14 protein-coding genes are annotated in these 15,753 nt (G+C 61.7%); 5 read left to right on the plus strand and 9 right to left on the minus strand.

The genetic code is table 11. From position 1 onward, the window contains the following. The first annotated feature begins 13 nt into the window (after nucleotides 1-13). Nucleotides 14-445: an acyl-CoA thioesterase gene (locus tag AACY19_RS03800; protein ID WP_339448081.1), complete on the plus strand. Its 432-nt coding sequence runs from the start codon at nucleotides 14-16 to the stop codon at nucleotides 443-445. A 55-nt stretch (nucleotides 446-500) separates the two neighbouring features. Here AACY19_RS03800 and AACY19_RS03805 read toward each other — a convergent pair whose 3' ends face one another. From AACY19_RS03805 to AACY19_RS03820, 4 genes are all read right to left on the minus strand, one after another. After that, nucleotides 501-980: a glycine zipper domain-containing protein gene (locus tag AACY19_RS03805; protein ID WP_339448083.1), complete on the minus strand. Its 480-nt coding sequence runs from the start codon at nucleotides 978-980 to the stop codon at nucleotides 501-503. Between the two features lie 326 nt (nucleotides 981-1,306). Then, a complete protein-coding gene (locus AACY19_RS03810) occupies nucleotides 1,307-3,655 on the minus strand; it encodes an FdhF/YdeP family oxidoreductase (protein WP_339448085.1) in 2,349 nt (782 codons plus the stop codon). Next, a complete protein-coding gene (fdhD, locus tag AACY19_RS03815; protein WP_339448087.1) occupies nucleotides 3,652-4,491 on the minus strand; it encodes a formate dehydrogenase accessory sulfurtransferase FdhD in 840 nt (279 codons plus the stop codon). Before fdhD ends, AACY19_RS03810 begins: the two co-directional genes overlap by 4 nt. A 92-nt stretch (nucleotides 4,492-4,583) precedes the next feature. Next, nucleotides 4,584-5,471: a LysR family transcriptional regulator gene (locus AACY19_RS03820; protein WP_339448089.1), complete on the minus strand. Its 888-nt coding sequence runs from the start codon at nucleotides 5,469-5,471 to the stop codon at nucleotides 4,584-4,586. A 137-nt stretch (nucleotides 5,472-5,608) separates the two neighbouring features. Here AACY19_RS03820 and lysM point away from each other — a divergent pair, with 137 nt between their 5' ends. Continuing rightward, complete coding sequence (lysM, locus tag AACY19_RS03825; RefSeq protein ID WP_123449437.1) at nucleotides 5,609-6,049, plus strand: peptidoglycan-binding protein LysM; 441 nt, start codon at nucleotides 5,609-5,611, stop codon at nucleotides 6,047-6,049. A 108-nt stretch (nucleotides 6,050-6,157) separates the two neighbouring features. On the opposite strand, the gene yrfG is transcribed toward lysM, so the two are convergent. Next, entirely contained in the window at nucleotides 6,158-6,820 is a 663-nt protein-coding gene (gene yrfG / locus AACY19_RS03830) for a GMP/IMP nucleotidase (RefSeq protein WP_339448095.1), read from the minus strand. Nucleotides 6,821-6,908: 88 nt separating this feature from the next. Between yrfG and nudE the strand changes: the two genes are divergently transcribed. Next, nucleotides 6,909-7,475 (plus strand): ADP compounds hydrolase NudE, encoded by a 567-nt coding sequence (gene nudE, locus AACY19_RS03835; RefSeq protein WP_339448097.1) that lies wholly within the window; start codon nucleotides 6,909-6,911, stop codon nucleotides 7,473-7,475. 11 nt (nucleotides 7,476-7,486) lie between these two features. Next, nucleotides 7,487-8,314: a 3'(2'),5'-bisphosphate nucleotidase CysQ gene (gene cysQ, locus AACY19_RS03840; RefSeq protein WP_339448099.1), complete on the plus strand. Its 828-nt coding sequence runs from the start codon at nucleotides 7,487-7,489 to the stop codon at nucleotides 8,312-8,314. Nucleotides 8,315-8,355: 41 nt separating this feature from the next. Here the strand turns inward: cysQ and AACY19_RS03845 are convergent, their stop codons facing one another. From AACY19_RS03845 to rfbC, 4 genes are read right to left on the minus strand one after another with little or no spacing between them, the layout of a single operon-like run. Continuing rightward, nucleotides 8,356-8,811, minus strand: a complete 456-nt coding sequence (locus tag AACY19_RS03845) for a thioesterase domain-containing protein (protein WP_339448101.1) — start codon at nucleotides 8,809-8,811, stop codon at nucleotides 8,356-8,358. Beyond that, nucleotides 8,808-10,193 (minus strand): sigma-54-dependent transcriptional regulator, encoded by a 1,386-nt coding sequence (locus tag AACY19_RS03850; protein WP_339448103.1) that lies wholly within the window; start codon nucleotides 10,191-10,193, stop codon nucleotides 8,808-8,810. Before AACY19_RS03850 ends, AACY19_RS03845 begins: the two co-directional genes overlap by 4 nt. After that, entirely contained in the window at nucleotides 10,190-11,998 is a 1,809-nt protein-coding gene (locus tag AACY19_RS03855; RefSeq protein ID WP_339448105.1) for a sensor histidine kinase, read from the minus strand. The genes AACY19_RS03850 and AACY19_RS03855 overlap by 4 nt, the downstream gene beginning before the upstream one ends. Before the next feature lie 41 nt (nucleotides 11,999-12,039). Further along, on the minus strand, nucleotides 12,040-12,585 hold the full coding sequence (gene rfbC, locus AACY19_RS03860) for a dTDP-4-dehydrorhamnose 3,5-epimerase (protein WP_339448107.1): 546 nt from the start codon (nucleotides 12,583-12,585) through the stop codon (nucleotides 12,040-12,042). 166 nt (nucleotides 12,586-12,751) lie between these two features. On the opposite strand from rfbC, the gene AACY19_RS03865 reads away from it, so the two are divergent. Next, nucleotides 12,752-15,664: an aminotransferase gene (locus AACY19_RS03865; RefSeq protein WP_339448109.1), complete on the plus strand. Its 2,913-nt coding sequence runs from the start codon at nucleotides 12,752-12,754 to the stop codon at nucleotides 15,662-15,664. Nucleotides 15,665-15,753 lie beyond the last annotated feature (89 nt).

Here is a 15,753-nt window from a genome sequence, read left to right on the forward strand (position 1 = left end):
GGAATCGACACTGATGTCCAACCCGATGCCACAACGCAGCGATTATCTGCATTTCCAGCCTGTCACCACGCGCTGGCACGACAATGACGCCTATGGCCACGTCAACAACGTCACGTATTACAGTTTTTTCGACACGGCGGTGAATACCTACCTGATTCAGGTGGGTGGTCTGGATATCCATGACGGCGAGGTGGTGGGGTTCGTGGTCAGTTCGGCGTGTGATTACTTCGCCTCGATCGCGTTTCCGGATCTGATCGAGATCGGTTTGCGGGTTGGCAAATTGGGTAACAGCTCGGTGCAATACGAATTGGCCGTGTTCAAGGTGGGCGAGAGCGAAGCGTGTGCGGCAGGGCGTTTCGTGCATGTGTTCGTTGACCGGGCGAGCAATCAGCCGGTGCCGATCCCGGCCCGCCTGCGGGAGGCGTTGGAACGTCTGGTGGTTTGAGAAAAGCAAAAAAAATCGCAGCCCTCGGGCTGCGATTTTTGTTCAAGCACCCATCTTAGTGATGGCGATAGTACTTGTGGTGCTTGCGGTGGCCATAGGCATGACCGCGACCACGATGGTCATCGCGATAGTAGCGACGGTCACGACCGCGATCATAACGACGATCATCGTCATCGCTCTTGTTGCCCATGTAGTTGCCCAGCGCGCCACCCGCGCCGCCACCGGCTGCTGCTCCGATCAGGCTGCCGGTGGTGCCGCCCACGCTGCGACCTACCACGTTACCGCCGGCCGCGCCCAACGCACCGCCGATGGCGGCTTCGCCACGGCTGCGTTTGTCTGCGCCCACCGCACTGCCACCCGCGCCGCCCAGGGCCGCACCAATGGTTGAACCTGTGCTGCCGCCTAAAGACTGACCGACGACCGAGCCAAGAACCCCGCCCAATGCGCCGCCCACACCTGCTTCGGTGGTGCCGCCAGCAGATGCGAAACCACTGACCAGGCCAAGGGACAACAAGAGAATCGAGGAGAACTTCATAGAGGAGCCTCAAAGGGATGACGGCGCCGATCCTGAGGCTGTGTAACAAGCGTGACAATCGAAATCCGACGAATAGCACGACCTGTATACAATTTCGCAAGTTGCTGATTTGTATGCGGAACTTAATCGATTTTTGCCGGTCTTTAGCTACTTCGGACAGGCCGCTTTTGTGAAAAAGCGGCCTTTTTTGTGGGCGATTGGAAAGTGTTTGAGCGTAGAAATGTGTTGTCTGAACCGACGCCTTCGCGAGCAAGGCCGCTCCCACATCTGAAATGCATTCCAGTGTGGGCGGGCTTGCTCGCGAAGAGGCCGGTTCAAGCGCCGCGTTAAGCCGATTCAGCCATGATCAACCCCGTCTCACTCGCCGCTTCCAGCCGGATCGCAATGAACTTCGAGGTCGGCGTGTGGCTACCATCCCCGGTGCTTTCCAACGGCACCAGCGGATTCACCTCCGGGTAGTAAGCCGCGGCCTGCCCGGCCGGAATATCAAACGCCAACAGCGTAAAGCCCTTCACCCGGCGCTCGCGACCATCATCCCACAGCGAAACGATGTCAGCCTTTTGTCCCGGACGGAAGCCCAGGCGAATGATGTCGGCCTCATTGGCGAACAACACATCGCGCTGGCCCTTGACTCCACGATAACGGTCGTCGAGACCGTAAATCGTGGTGTTGTACTGATCGTGGGAGCGCATCGATTGCAGGATCAGGTCCGGCAGTTGTCCAGTGGCGCGGGTGCGTTCGTGCACCAGATCTTTGGGCAGCATGTTCGCACGGAAGTTGGCGCGGCCCGACGGTGTGTTCCACTTGCGGGCACCGGCGCTGTTGCCGAGGTAGAAGCCGCCCGGGTTCTTGATCTTCTCGTTGAATTCTTTGAAGTTGGGGATAGTGTCGGCGATCAGTTCGCGAATGCGCCCGTAATCGGCCACCAGCCAGTTCCAGTCCACCGGTTTGCTGCCCAGGGTGGCAGCAGCGATGCCGGCGATGATCGACGGCTCCGAGCGCATCTGGTTCGACAGCGGCTGCAACTGGCCGTTGGAGGCGTGAACCATGCTGAACGAATCTTCCACGGTGACCGCCTGCGGGCCTTCAGTCTGGATGTCGATGTCGGTACGGCCGAGGCACGGCAGGATCAGCGCGTCTTTGCCGTGAGCCAAGTGGCTTCGGTTGAGTTTGGTGCTGATCTGCACGGTCAGGTCGCAGTTGCTCAAGGCCTGGAAGGTGCGCGGGCTGTCCGGTGTGGCCTGGGCGAAGTTGCCGCCCAGACCGATAAAGACTTTGGCGCGACCTTCAGCCATCGCATGGATTGCCTCGACCACGTTATGGCCGTTGTGGCGCGGCACCTTGAACTGGAAGCGACGCTCCAGCGAATCGAGGAACGCCACGGGCGGGCGTTCGTTGATGCCCATCGTGCGGTCGCCCTGCACGTTACTGTGACCACGTACCGGGCACAGCCCGGCGCCCGGTTTGCCGATGTTGCCACGCAGCAGCATCAGATTGGCGATTTCCTGAATCGTCGGCACCGAATGGCGATGCTGGGTGATGCCCATCGCCCAGCACATGATGACGTTTTTGCCTTTGGCATACATGCGTGCGGCTTGCTCGATCTCGACCAGGGTCAGGCCGGACTGCTCGACGATCTGCTCCCACGGCGTGTCATCGACCACGCCCAGGTACTCCAGCACGTTGGCGCTGTGGGCGTTGAGGAAGTCGTGGTCGAACACCGCAGGTTCGCCAGCCTTCTGCGCATCGCGCTCCCATTGCAGCAGGAATTTGGCCATGCCGCGCAGTACCGCCATGTCGCCGCCGAGTGCCGGGCGGAAATACGCGGTGTTGGTCGGCTTGTCGCCGTTGGTGAGCATTTCGATAGGGTGTTGCGGGTGCTGGAAACGCTCCAGACCACGCTCCTTCAACGGGTTGATGCACACTACCTGCGCGCCACGCTTCACCGCTTCACGCAGCGGTTCGAGCATGCGTGGGTGGTTGGTGCCCGGGTTCTGGCCCCAGACGAAAATCGCATCGGCGTGTTCGAAATCGTCGAAGGTCACGGTGCCTTTGCCGACGCCAACACTTTGCGCCAGCGCCACACCGCTGGCCTCATGGCACATGTTCGAGCAATCAGGGAAGTTGTTGGTGCCATAGGCGCGCACGAACAGCTGGTACAGATACGCCGCTTCGTTGCTGGCGCGACCCGAGGTGTAAAACTCGGCCAGATCCGGGCTTGGCAGGTTTTGCAGGTGCTTGGCGATCAGCGCGTAGGCGTCGTCCCAACTGATTGGTTTGTAGCGATCGGTTTCGGCGTCGTAGACCATCGGCTCGGTCAGACGACCCTGATACTCCAGCCAATAGTCGCTCTGCTCCAGCAACGAAGTCACGCTGTGTTTGGCGAAGAACCTGGCATCCACACGACGTTTGGTCGCTTCCCAGTTCACGGCTTTGGCACCGTTTTCGCAGAACTTGACCATGCCGCTTTCCGGCGAATCACCCCACGCGCAACCCGGGCAGTCGAAGCCGCCGTTCTGGTTGGTCTTGAGCATCATGCGCAGGTTTTTCAGCGCGTTGTCGCTGGTCAACCAGGCCTGCGCCACGCTGATCAGGGCACCCCAGCCGCCGGCGGCGCCTTTGTAGGGCTTGTAGCGCGGGACAGGTTTCTGGTCGGCTTGATGATGTTGGCTCACGCTTGATTCTCCATCGCGGGGCTATACACCCGCGGCGCACTTTTCTGCGGCAGGTGGATGAGATTGAGGTTGTGTCGACGGGCCCATTGCACGGCAAGGCCTGTAGGTGCGGACAGACTGACCAGGGTCTGAATGCCGGCACGCAAGACTTTCTGGATCAATTCGAGGCTGCAACGGCTGGTGACAATCGCCAGCCCGCCTGCTGTGGATATCTTTTGGCGGATCAGGCCGCCGATCAGTTTGTCGAGGGCGTTGTGCCGGCCGATGTCTTCGCGTCCGAGCAACAATTCGCCGCTGGCATTCATGAACACTGCTGCATGCACCGCACCGCAATGCTGGCCGAGCGGTTGAAAGGCACCGATGCGCTGACGCAAACCGTCCAGCCATTCGACCGGTGGCAACGGTGCCCCGGGCAACACCTTGAGATCGGGCAGCGCCTGCTCGACCGCTTCCACGCCGCACAGTCCGCATCCGCTGGTGCCCGCCAATTGCCGGCGCTGCTGCTTGAGATTCCAGAACGCGCGGTTGGCGATGGTCACTTGCGCGTACTGCGCAGAACCGGCGCCGGTCAGTTGCAGGTCATAGATATCGGTGGCGTCCTCAATGATGCCGCTGCCGAGGCTGAAGCCGACGATGAAGTCTTCAAGGTCGGTCGGTGTGACCAGCATCACCGCCTGGCTGATGCCGTTGTAGGCAATCGCCAACGCGACTTCCTCGGCCAGCGCGGTGCTGGCCGATGCCTCGCGGGGCAGATCGCTGAAACTGTATGTCTGGCTGGCGGCGGGCGCGGGCGTTTTGAGTGCTGGCGCCGCGCAGGCTGGGCGCTTGGCGTTCATGGCATCACCGACGGTTTGATCAACGCTAAGACTAGGCGCGGCAAGTTGTCGCGTCTAATCGCTACTATCGATCTATTGATAGATACCGTCGATCAAGAGTTCATGGGTGATTGTTGATAGAGCGCAAAACAGGCTTCGGCCAGCGCCGAACGCGGTGCCCCGCGACGCATGATCAGGCCCAGCGGGGCGAGGGTCTGGGCGTTTTCGATGGGTTGCAGGCGCAGGTGGTCGGTGAGCTTTTCCAGCCCGCCTTCCAGCGGCATGATCGCGCAGCAAAAACCACCATGCACGGCTTGCAACAATTGATGCACGGCATCGGTTTGCAGCAGCGCTTGCGGAGTCAGGCCACGGCTGTGGAAGTTGTGGTCGATGGACTGGCGAAAATGCATGCCGCTGGTGAGCATCCCGAGGGGCAGTTCGATCAGCGATTCCCAGCTCAGCGGTGCCTCGCCGAAGCTGAAGGTGCGCTGGTCGTACAGCAGGCCCATGCGGGTTGCGGTGAAGGGCAGGGCTTCGAAGCGTTCGTTGTCGAGACGATCCAGATAGGACACGCCGAGGTCGATGCGATTGTTCGCCAGTTGCTCGAGGATCTGCTCGGAACTCAGCGCTGACATTTCGAAACGCAGGTCCGGATGCGCGCCATGCAGGCGTTGCATCAATGGCAACGGATCGAAACTCGACAGCGGCACCACGCCCAGCCGCAGCGTACCGATCAGGTTACCGCGACAGGCCGCAGCTTCCGCGTGCAAACCGTCGTAAGCCGCCAGCACCGAGCGTGCCCACGCCAGCACCCGTTCGCCCGGCGCGGTGAAACCTTCGAAGCGCTGGCCTCGGTTGACCAGCGGCAGGTCAAGCTCCTCTTCGAGGCTGCGCAAACGCATCGACAGGGTCGGTTGAGTGATGTGGCAACGCGCGGCGGCCTGGCCGAAATGGCGGGTCTCGTCGAGGGCGATGAGGAATTTCAGTTGCTTGATGTCCATCGTCGCTCCGGGTGCTGGCAGGGGTTGGGGGATTCTACCGCCTCGGTGGTGGCGGGGTCATTGGTCGGCTTGCAATCGGGTTTGTCTGTCGTGGTCTAGGCTTGGACGTCTGGAACCCAAATCAAGGAGTGTGCGCCATGAGTCTTTTGAGCTTTGTGAAAGAAGCCGGTGAGAAGCTGATCGATCTGCTGACCCCGGGCAATGCCAATGCCAGTGAGCAGTTGAAGGAACACATCAGCAAGGTCGGTCTGGGCAACCCGAATGTGCAGGCGACGGTGGACGGCGACAAAGTGACCGTCACCGGTGAAGTCGCGAGTCAGGAGGAGAAGGAGAAGATTCTGCTGGCAGTGGGCAATATTGAAGGTGTGGGCAGCGTTGATGACCAGATTACGGTGACCGGGCCAGTGGTGGCCGCAGCAAAGTTTGTCGTGGTGAAAAAGGGCGACACTCTCAGCGCGATTTCCCTCGCTGTGTATGGCAATGCCAACCAGTACAACAAGATCTTTGAAGCCAACAAACCGATGCTCAAGGACGTGAACAAAATCTATCCGGGGCAGACCCTGCGTATTCCTGAGTAACGCGTCGACACGCTTTCTCCGGAACGCCGCCCGGAACAGGCTCGCTCTCACATCTGATCGCATTCCAGATGTGGGAGCGAGCCTGTTCGCGAATGGGGCAACTCGGTATCAAAGCCCTGCGATCAAGCTGCGATAGTCCTCGACGGCGGCAAACTCAGCCGTGTCCTTCGGCCCTTTGCGGCTGTCCGGCTCTTTCACCGCCAGCAAATGCCCCACACCAAATTCCCGCGCACTGCGCAGTATGGGCAAGGTATCGTCGATAAACAGACTGCGCGCCGGATCAAAATCGATATCCGCCTGCAAGGCATCCCAGAACTGCGGGTTCTCCTTGGGGAACCCGTAATCGTGGGAGCTGATCAGTCGTTCGAAATACGGCGCCAGTTCAATCCGCTCCAGTTTCAGCGACAGCGAATCACGGTGCGCGTTGGTGATCATGATCACCCGTTTGCCAGCGCGTTTGATCGCCTCCAGAAAGGTATCGGCATCCGGTCGCAGGGCGATCAGGTGCGCGGTTTCCACTTTCAGCTCGCGCACTGACAGCTTCAGTTCGGCGCTCCAGAAATCCAGGCAATACCACTGCAATCGACCGGCATGGCGTTCGAACAGCGGCTGCAATTCCATCTCGGCCATGGCCCGGCTGACGCCGTGCAGTTCAGCGTAACGCTGGGGCAGGTGTTCCAGCCAGAAGTGGTTGTCGAAGTGCAGATCCAGCAACGTGCCGTCCATGTCCAGCAGAACGGTATCGATGTCGGACCACGGTAATGAAGGCATGGCAACGTCTCGAACGGTAGAAAGATATCCGACATAAACAATCGGGAAAGCCGCGTTATAGTAGCGCGTTCACGCCAAGGAGCTTTGCATGCGCCAGAAACCCACCGTACTTGCCCGCGAGATCGTCGCTACCAGTCGTCTGTTCTGCGTCGAAGAGTTGAAGCTGCGTTTTTCCAATGGCGTGGAACGCACCTACGAGCGTCTGGTGGGCAAGGGCGCCGGCTACGGCGCGGTGATGATCGTGGCCATGCTCGATGCCGAGCACGCGGTCCTGATCGAAGAATATTGCGGTGGCACAGATCAATACGAATTGTCCCTGCCTAAAGGTTTGATCGAACCGGGCGAAGACGTATTGGCGGCGGCCGAACGAGAGCTCAAGGAAGAGGCCGGTTTCGGTGCGCGGCAACTGGAGCACCTGACCGAGTTGTCGTTGTCGCCCGGTTACATGAGCCAGAAAATTCAGGTGGTGCTGGCCACTGATCTGTACGAAGAACGGCTCGAAGGCGATGAGCCCGAGCCGATGCGGGTCGACAAGGTCAATCTGCGCGACCTGTCGACGCTGGCGCAGAATCCGCAATTTTCCGAAGGCCGCGCACTGGCGGCGCTTTATTTGACCCGTGACCTGCTGAGCCAGCGCGGGTTCTTTCAGTTATGAGTGAGATGTCGATGAATTTTCCCCATCCGATGATGGCGCCGGTGGTTGAGCTGGCATTGCAGGCCGGTGAGGCGATTTTGCCGTTCTGGCGCGCGGGCGTTGAAGTGACGGCCAAGTCCGATGATTCGCCGGTGACCGCCGCCGATATCGCGGCGCACCACGTCATCGTCGCCGGTCTGAAGGCGCTGGATCCGAGCATTCCGGTGCTGTCGGAGGAGGACGCCAACATCGCGCAAAGCGTTCGCGCCGGCTGGCAGCGCTGGTGGCTGGTGGACCCGCTGGATGGCACCAAGGAATTCATCAGCGGCAGCGAGGAATTTACCGTCAACATCGCCCTGATCGAAAACGGTCAGGTGGTATTTGGCGTGGTGTCGATGCCGACCAACGGCCGCTTCTACGTGGGGGGTGCCGGCTTCGGTGCCTGGCGTTGTGACAAGGGCGGCACCCCGGTGGCCATTCAGGTGCGCGATGTACCAGCACCGGGTGAAGCGTTCACCGTGGTCGCCAGTCGCCGCCATTCCAGCCCGGAGCAAGAGCGCTTGCTGGCCGGCCTGAGCGCCAGCCTGGGCGAGTTGCAATTGGCCAATATCGGCAGCTCGTTGAAGTTTTGCCTGTTGGCCGAAGGCGCGGCGGATTGCTATCCGCGACTGGCACCGACCTCGCAGTGGGACACCGCTGCGGCGCAAGGGGTGCTGGAGGGCGCGGGTGGTGAGGTGCTGGATCTGAGCGGTGAGGCGTTCTGTTATCCGGCGCGGGAATCGTTGCTCAACACTTCGTTTCTGGCGTTGCCAGCGAAGGCGGCGTGGCGTTCGAAACTTCTGGAACTGGCTCGCGGTTGAGAGCAACAGATCGCAGCCTGCCGCAGGCTGCGATCTGTGCTTTAGCGGTGCAAGACGTACTGCCCGGTAAACGTCACCGCATCCTCATCGCGTCCCTGATTGACGATGCGCGTGTGTAACGTCAACCGCGCCCGGCCATAGCGCTGGTACATCGCGATAAACTTCTTCCACACCGCCGCACTCGGCGCCGGGCAGATCGCCGTAGCGTCTCCCGTCACGGGCAGTGGATAACTGATGTGCCCCTCCTGAATCACGATGTGCCCGTCGTCAATTCCTTCTTCCTTCAGACGCAGATGCAGCCAGCCCCAACCGGCCAGCACGGCGCCGCAGTACAGGCTGCCACCGAACATGGTGCTCTTGTGATTGACGTTGGGCTCCAGCGGCAAATGCAGGCGCAACTGTTGGGCCTGCCAGTCGAGCACGGTCATGCCCATGTCACGGGTCAGCGGAATGTCGTGATGCAGAACCGCTTGCAGATACTCGGCATTGGCGCTCATTCGTTCTCATCCCCATGGCTGCTGTCGCCGAAATTGAGGCCGTGCTTGCGCAGCTTGTCGTGCAGCGTTTTGCGCGGAATGCCCAAGGCTTCGGCGAGGCTGCGCACCGAGCTGTGAGCGCGGGTCAGTTCGGCGGCGATCAATGACTTCTCGAAGTGTTCCACTTGCTCACTGAGCCCGCCGTGAACGATTTCCACGGCCGTGCCGCCGCTGCCTTCTGCAGCGTTGCTGTCCAGCGCCAGTTCGAGGCCGAGGGCGAACCGCTCGGCGGCGTTCTGCAGTTCGCGCACGTTGCCTGGCCAGGTGTGGCGCAGCAGCAAGGCGCGTTGTGCCGGTTGCAGTTCGTGGGGCGGCAAGCCATGACGAGAGCTGGCTTCATCGGCGTAGTGCTGGAACAGCATCAACACGTCTTCGCCTCGTTCGCGCAGCGGTGGAATGCGCAGCGGGGCGACGTTGAGGCGGTAATACAAGTCGGCGCGGAAACGCCCCTGATCGGCGGCCTGACGCAAGTCTTCCTTGGTCGCGGCGATGACGCGGATGTCCAGCGGGATCAATTGATTGCCGCCCAGCCGCTCGACCACGCGCTCCTGCAACATGCGCAGCAGTTTCACCTGCACGTCGAGACTCATGCTTTCGATTTCATCGAGGAACAGCGTGCCGCCATTGGCGAATTCGAACTTGCCGATCCGGCGTTTCTGCGCGCCGGTGAAGGCGCCGGGCTCATGGCCGAACAGCTCGCTTTCCACCACGGACTCGGCCAGCGCGCCGGCGTTGATCGCCACGAACGGGCCGTTGCGGCGGCTGGATAAATCGTGCAGCGCGCGGGCGACCACTTCTTTGCCGGCGCCGGTTTCGCCGAGGATCAGCACGTCTGCCCTGGTCGCCGCCAAGGCGCCGATCTGCTCGCGCAGGCGCAGCATCGGTGCCGATTGGCCGACCAGCCGCGCGCTCAGTTCGTTGCGGTCACTCAGGGCCAGACGCAGGCTGCGGTTGTCCAGCACCAGGCGACGCAGGGCCAGGGCGCGGCGCACGCTGTCGAGCAACGCGTCGCTGGCGAAGGGTTTTTCGAGGAAGTCATACGCCCCGGCGCGCATTGCCTGCACCGCCAGCGGCACGTCACCGTGGCCGGTGATGAGCAGCACTGGCAGCTCCGCGTCTTGCGCGTGCAATTCGCTCAGCAACTCCAGGCCATCCATGCCAGGCATACGGATGTCGCTGACCACCACGCCCGGCCAGTCGCGCTCAAGCTGCGCGGCCAGGCCTTTGGCCTCGGACAGCGGCAGAATTTTCAGACCAGCCAGATCCAGGGTCTGGCCGAGGGCCTGACGCAGGTGCGGATCGTCGTCGATCAACACCACCTGAATGCGATTGTCGATGGTCATGCACTTCGATCCTCGGACGGTTGCAGGCTGACCCCGGGCGCACCGGCGCGCAGCCGCAGGGTAATCAAGGCGCCGCCTTGCTTGTGGTTGGCAAACGACAGTTCGCCCCCGAAGGCGCGCATCAGGGTTTCGCAAATGGCCAGCCCCAGTCCCAGGCCCTGAGTGCGGGTCTTGGTGGTGTAGAAGGGCTCGCTGGCGCGGCCGAGGGCTTCCATGCAGAAGCCCGGGCCGTTGTCGCGAATGTACAGATTGACGCCCTCGGCGGTGGATTCGGCACTCAGCCACAGTTTGCGCGGCGGGCCTTTTTCGGTGAGGGCATCGAGGGCGTTGGCCAGCAGGTTGCCGAGTACCTGGCGCAGGCGGGTTTCCCCTGCTTCGACCCATAAGGTGGCGGCGGGCAAATCGCGGATCAACTCGACTTCCATGCTCCGCCGACGCTTGGCCAGCAAGGCCAGCGCATCGTCCAGCGCTGGTTGCAGGGCCACGCTTTCCGGGGCGTGGCGATCACGGCGGGCGAAAGCGCGCAGGTGGGCGATGATCGAGGCCATGCGCCCGGTCAGTTCGCTGATCAGTTTGAGATTGCCGCGCGCATCGTCGGTGCGCTGATGGTCGAGCAGCACTTCGGCGTTTTCGGCGTAACTGCGGATCGCGGCCAGAGGCTGGTTGAGCTCGTGGCTGATGCTCGCGGACATCGTCCCCAGCGCTGACAGTTTGCCGGCCTGCACCAGGTCGTCCTGGGCCCGCACCAGTTCCTGTTGCGCGTTTTCACGCTCCAGCACTTCCTGTTTCAATCGGCGGTTGAGGCCTTCGAGATCGCTGGTGCGCTCGGCGACCCGGCCTTCCAGCTCGCGGCGTGCCTTGGCTTCGAACGCAATGCGGTCCAGATAATGGCGGCGGCGTTGCATCATCAGGCCGAGCAGGAGCATCGCCACCAGCAGCGTGGCTCCGCCGATGGCGACCACCGTGCGTACCGGGCGGTCGATCAGCGTGCGCGGGGCGAGGATGCTGACACTCCAGCCGGTTTCGGCGATGTCGTGGGTCTGCGTCAGCCACGCGGTCGGGCTGAGGTTCAGCGGGCGCGGTTCACGGGTCGGGTAGGGCTGAATCGCGGTGATCGCCGCGCGTTCGCTCTCACTCAACACCCGGGTCGAGCGAAAACGCCATTCCGGGCGCGAGGTGAGGATGACCACGCCGTTATGGTCGGTCACCAGCAGTTGCTCCGGGGTTTTGCCCCACAGGCTTTCGGTGTGGTCGAGGTCGACCTTGATCACCAGTACGCCGATGATTTTTTCGCCATTGCGCACGGCGGCGGCAAAGAAATAACCGCGTTTGGCCGAGGTGGTACCGAGGCCGAAAAAGCGTCCGAGCCGCCCGGCCATGGCTTCGCTGAAGTACGGGCGGAAGGAAAAATTGCGGCCGACGAAGCTGTCGTGTTTGTCCCAGTTCGACGCTGCCAGTGTCTGGCCGGAAGTGTCCATCAGGTACATGACTTCAGCGCCGGTCTGCGCCGCGATGTTCTTCAGCAGGCGGTTGGCATTGCCTTGGGTGACACCGTCGTCCGGAGCCCCGAGCACCGAGCGCAGGGCTGGCAAGTCACCGAGGATTTGCGGCAACACCTCATAGCGATGCAGGGTGCCCAGCAGGTTGGCGACGTACAGGTCGAGGGTCTGGCGGTTCTGCCCGGCCAGTTCACTGCGGTAGTAGCGCTCGGCAAGGTGTTCCAGCGGCCACAGCAACGGCGCCAGGCACAAGGCAAGAAGGGCGAGGCTGCGCCAGCGGGGTCTGTGTGGAAGTGTTGGTTTCATGGGCCGATGTGCCTGTAGGGACAGGCGCATTATGCCTAGGCTCAGGAAAAGACGTCAGCGTCCTTGAACAATGCCGCCGCCTGGTCCTTGGCCGACAGTATTGGCGGGTTGTCCAGCTGCCAGTCGATGGCCAGGTCCGGGTCGTCCCAGCGAATGCTGCGTTCGGCCGAGGGGGTGTAGTAGTCGGTGGTCTTGTAGAGAAACTCGGCGAACTCGCTCAGCACCACGAAACCGTGGGCGAAACCTTCCGGAATCCACAATTGGCGATGGTTGTCGGCAGACAGACGCACGGCGACCCATTTGCCGAAATGCGGCGAACTGCGACGGATGTCCACAGCCACATCCAATACTTCGCCGGCGGTGACCCGGACCAACTTGCCCTGAGTGTTCTGCAGTTGATAGTGCAGTCCGCGCAGCACGCCTTTCTGTGAGCGTGAATGGTTGTCCTGGACGAAGTGCGCATCTACGCCTGTTGCGTCATGAAACGCCTTGGCATTGAAACTCTCGTAGAAGAACCCGCGCTCGTCTCCGAACACCTTGGGTTCGATAATCAGAACACCGGGCAGATCGGTGGTCACTGCATTCATGAAGATTTCCATTGGCAGAGGTGCATGGCCGACATTCTTGCGCAAAGTGCCTGAGAGCGCGAGTCTTGCAATACAAATAGCCTGCCTGTGTTACAGCATTTGGGGGTTGCGCATCCTCGGCGGCAATGGCGATATAGGCGCCTAATAAAATTTCAGGGGTCGTTTCATGTCGCTCGCCACGTTGATTCATCGCGCCAGTTTGCCCAGCCCCCAGGTTTCGCCAGAACAGGCGCTGCAATGGCTGGTCGAGCATTACGGGCTCGACGGCACCTTGCAGGCCCTGGGCAGCCAGCAGGATCTCAACTACCGCGTGGACAGCCCGCGTGGGCGCTTTGTCCTGAAAATCTGCCGTGGCGACTACGCCCTTGTGGAATTGCAGGCGCAGCACGCCGGCCTCAAATACCTCGCCGAGCATGGCTCGGTAACCGTGCCCCGGGTGATAGCAGCCAGGAATGGTGAGGATCTGCTGTCGCTGGAGGTGGCCGGCGAAGCGGTGCATGTGCGGCTTCTGGATTACATCGAAGGTCAGCCGCTGACCCATCTCGAGCATCTGGGCCACGCCGTGGTCGCGGAGTTCGGCCGGCTCTGCGGTGCGATGGATCTGGCACTGGCCGGTTTCGACCATCCGGGCCTTGAGCGCACCCTGCAATGGGATGCGCGCCACGCCAGCGCCCTGATCAAGCATTTGTTGCCGGTGATCAAGAACGAGCAGCAACGCACATTGATCGCCAGCGCTGCCGAGCAGGCCGAGCAGCGATTACTGCCGTTGCAGGACCAACTGCCGGTCCAGGCCATTCACATGGACATTACCGACGACAATGCCGTCTGGGCGCGGGATGCCCAGCGTCACTGGCAGTTGCAGGGGGTGATCGATTTCGGCGATCTGGTGCGTACCTGGCGTATCACCGATCTGTCGGTGACGTGTGCGGCGTTGCTGCATCATGCCGTAGGTGATCCGTTTGTCATTCTGCCGGCGGTTCAGGCGTATCACGCAGTCAACCCCCTGCAATATCAAGAGCTGCAGGCGCTGTGGCCGTTGATCGTGGCCCGGGCCGCGGTGCTGGTGCTCAGCGGTGAGCAACAGGTCAGCATCGACCCGGGCAACACCTACAGCCGCGACAACCTCAGCCATGAATGGGAGATCTTCCGCGTCGCGACGTCGGTGCCGCTGGCACTGATGGAAGCCGCCATTCTGACGTCGGTCGGGCATCCTTTGCCGGCGATCGACAGCGCAGGGTTTGCGCCATTGTTGCCGAGCCTGGTGGGGCGTGAGTTTGCCTTGATCGACCTTGGCGTCCTCAGCCCGCATTTCGAGGCGGGCAACTGGGAGCAGGACGGTATCGATCAGCGCCTGTTGACCGAGGCGCAGGCGGCCCATGGCCTGGCGGCCAGTCGCTACGGTCAGTACCGATTGTCGCGCACCCGCCCGGACACGGCCGATGAGCCGGAGACTTTCCCGCTGCACGTCGAACTGCGCGTACCGGACGGTACGCCGGTGCAAGCGCCGTTTGCCGGTGTGCTGCATCAAACGCCGGACGGCGCGCTGCAATTGGCCAGCGCGCAACTCAGTGTGCGTTTGTGGGGGGTGAGCCCGACGCTGCACAATGACGCGGCGCTGGTCAAAGGCCAGGTGCTGGGGGCGGTCAGCGGCCCATTGCGGGTGCAATTGAGCCGGGGTGCGCCAGGAAACGCTCCATTGTTTTGCACACCATCCCGCGCGGCGGCGTGGCAGGCGTTGTGCCCATCGCCGGCGGCGTTGCTCGGCCTTGCTTGCGATGCCGAGCCGGAGCTTGATGCGAAAACCTTGCTTGAACGCCGTGATGCCAGTTTCGCCCGCACGCAAAAACATTATTACGTCGATCCGCCGCGTATCGAACGCGGCTGGCGCAATCACCTGATCGACATGCAGGGGCGTTCCTATCTGGACATGCTCAACAACGTCGCGGTGCTTGGCCATGGTCATCCGCGTATGGCCGCCGTGGCCGCACGCCAGTGGTCGCTGCTCAACACCAACTCGCGCTTCAACTATGCGGCGGTCGCCGAGTTTTCCGAGCGCTTGCTGAAGCTGGCGCCGGAGGGCATGGATCGGGTGTTTCTGGTCAACAGCGGCAGCGAGGCCAATGACCTGGCGATTCGTCTGGCGTGGGCCTACAGCGGTGGGCGCGACATGATCAGCGTACTGGAGGCCTATCACGGCTGGACGGTGGGGGCCGATGCGGTGTCGACGTCGATTGCCGACAACCCGAAAGCGCTGGAGAGCCGACCGGACTGGGTCCACCCGGTGCCTGCACCGAACCTCTATCGCGGCGAGTTTCGCGGTGTGGATTCGGCGCCCGGGTATGTGCGCAGCGTCGAACATCATCTGCACAGTATCGCTGCGCAAAATCGCCAATTGGCCGGATTCATCTGCGAGCCGGTGTACGGCAATGCCGGCGGTATCTCATTGCCACCGGGCTATCTGCAACAGGTGTATGGACTGGTGCGCGCCCAGGGCGGCGTGTGTATCGCCGACGAAGTCCAGGTCGGTTACGGACGCATGGGCAATTTTTTCTGGGGCTTCGAGGATCAGGGCGTGGTGCCGGACATCATCACCATGGCCAAGGGCATGGGTAACGGCCAACCGCTGGGCGCCGTGATCACCCGCCGGGAAATCGCCGAAGCGCTGGAGGCCGAGGGTTACTTCTTCTCATCGGCAGGCGGCAGTCCGGTCAGTTGTCAGATCGGCATGGCGGTGCTGGATGTCATGGAAGAGGAGAAACTCTGGGAGAACGCGCAAGTGGTCGGCGGTCATTTCAAGGCGCGGCTCGAAGCATTGATCGATAAACATCCGCTGGTGGGGGCGGTGCATGGTTCCGGGTTCTATCTGGGCGTCGAGCTGATCCGCAACCGCGAAACCCTCGAGCCGGCGACCGAGGAGACCACGTTGCTGTGTGATCGCCTGCGCGAGCTGGGGATTTTCATGCAGCCGACCGGTGATCACCTGAACATCCTCAAGATCAAACCACCGATGGTGACCTCTCAGCGCAGTGTGGATTTCTTCGTCGACATGCTCGACCGGGTGCTCGAAGAGGGCCTGTAAGCCGGACTTTGACATTGATCTGGATTTATATCGGTGAATTTAGCTTAATTTTAGATGGAAGGTTTCTCGGTTGCTGTTAATGCCGATAT

The organism is Pseudomonas sp. EA_5y_Pfl2_R50 (assembly GCF_963970475.1).
Taxonomy (GTDB): Bacteria; Pseudomonadota; Gammaproteobacteria; order Pseudomonadales; family Pseudomonadaceae; genus Aquipseudomonas.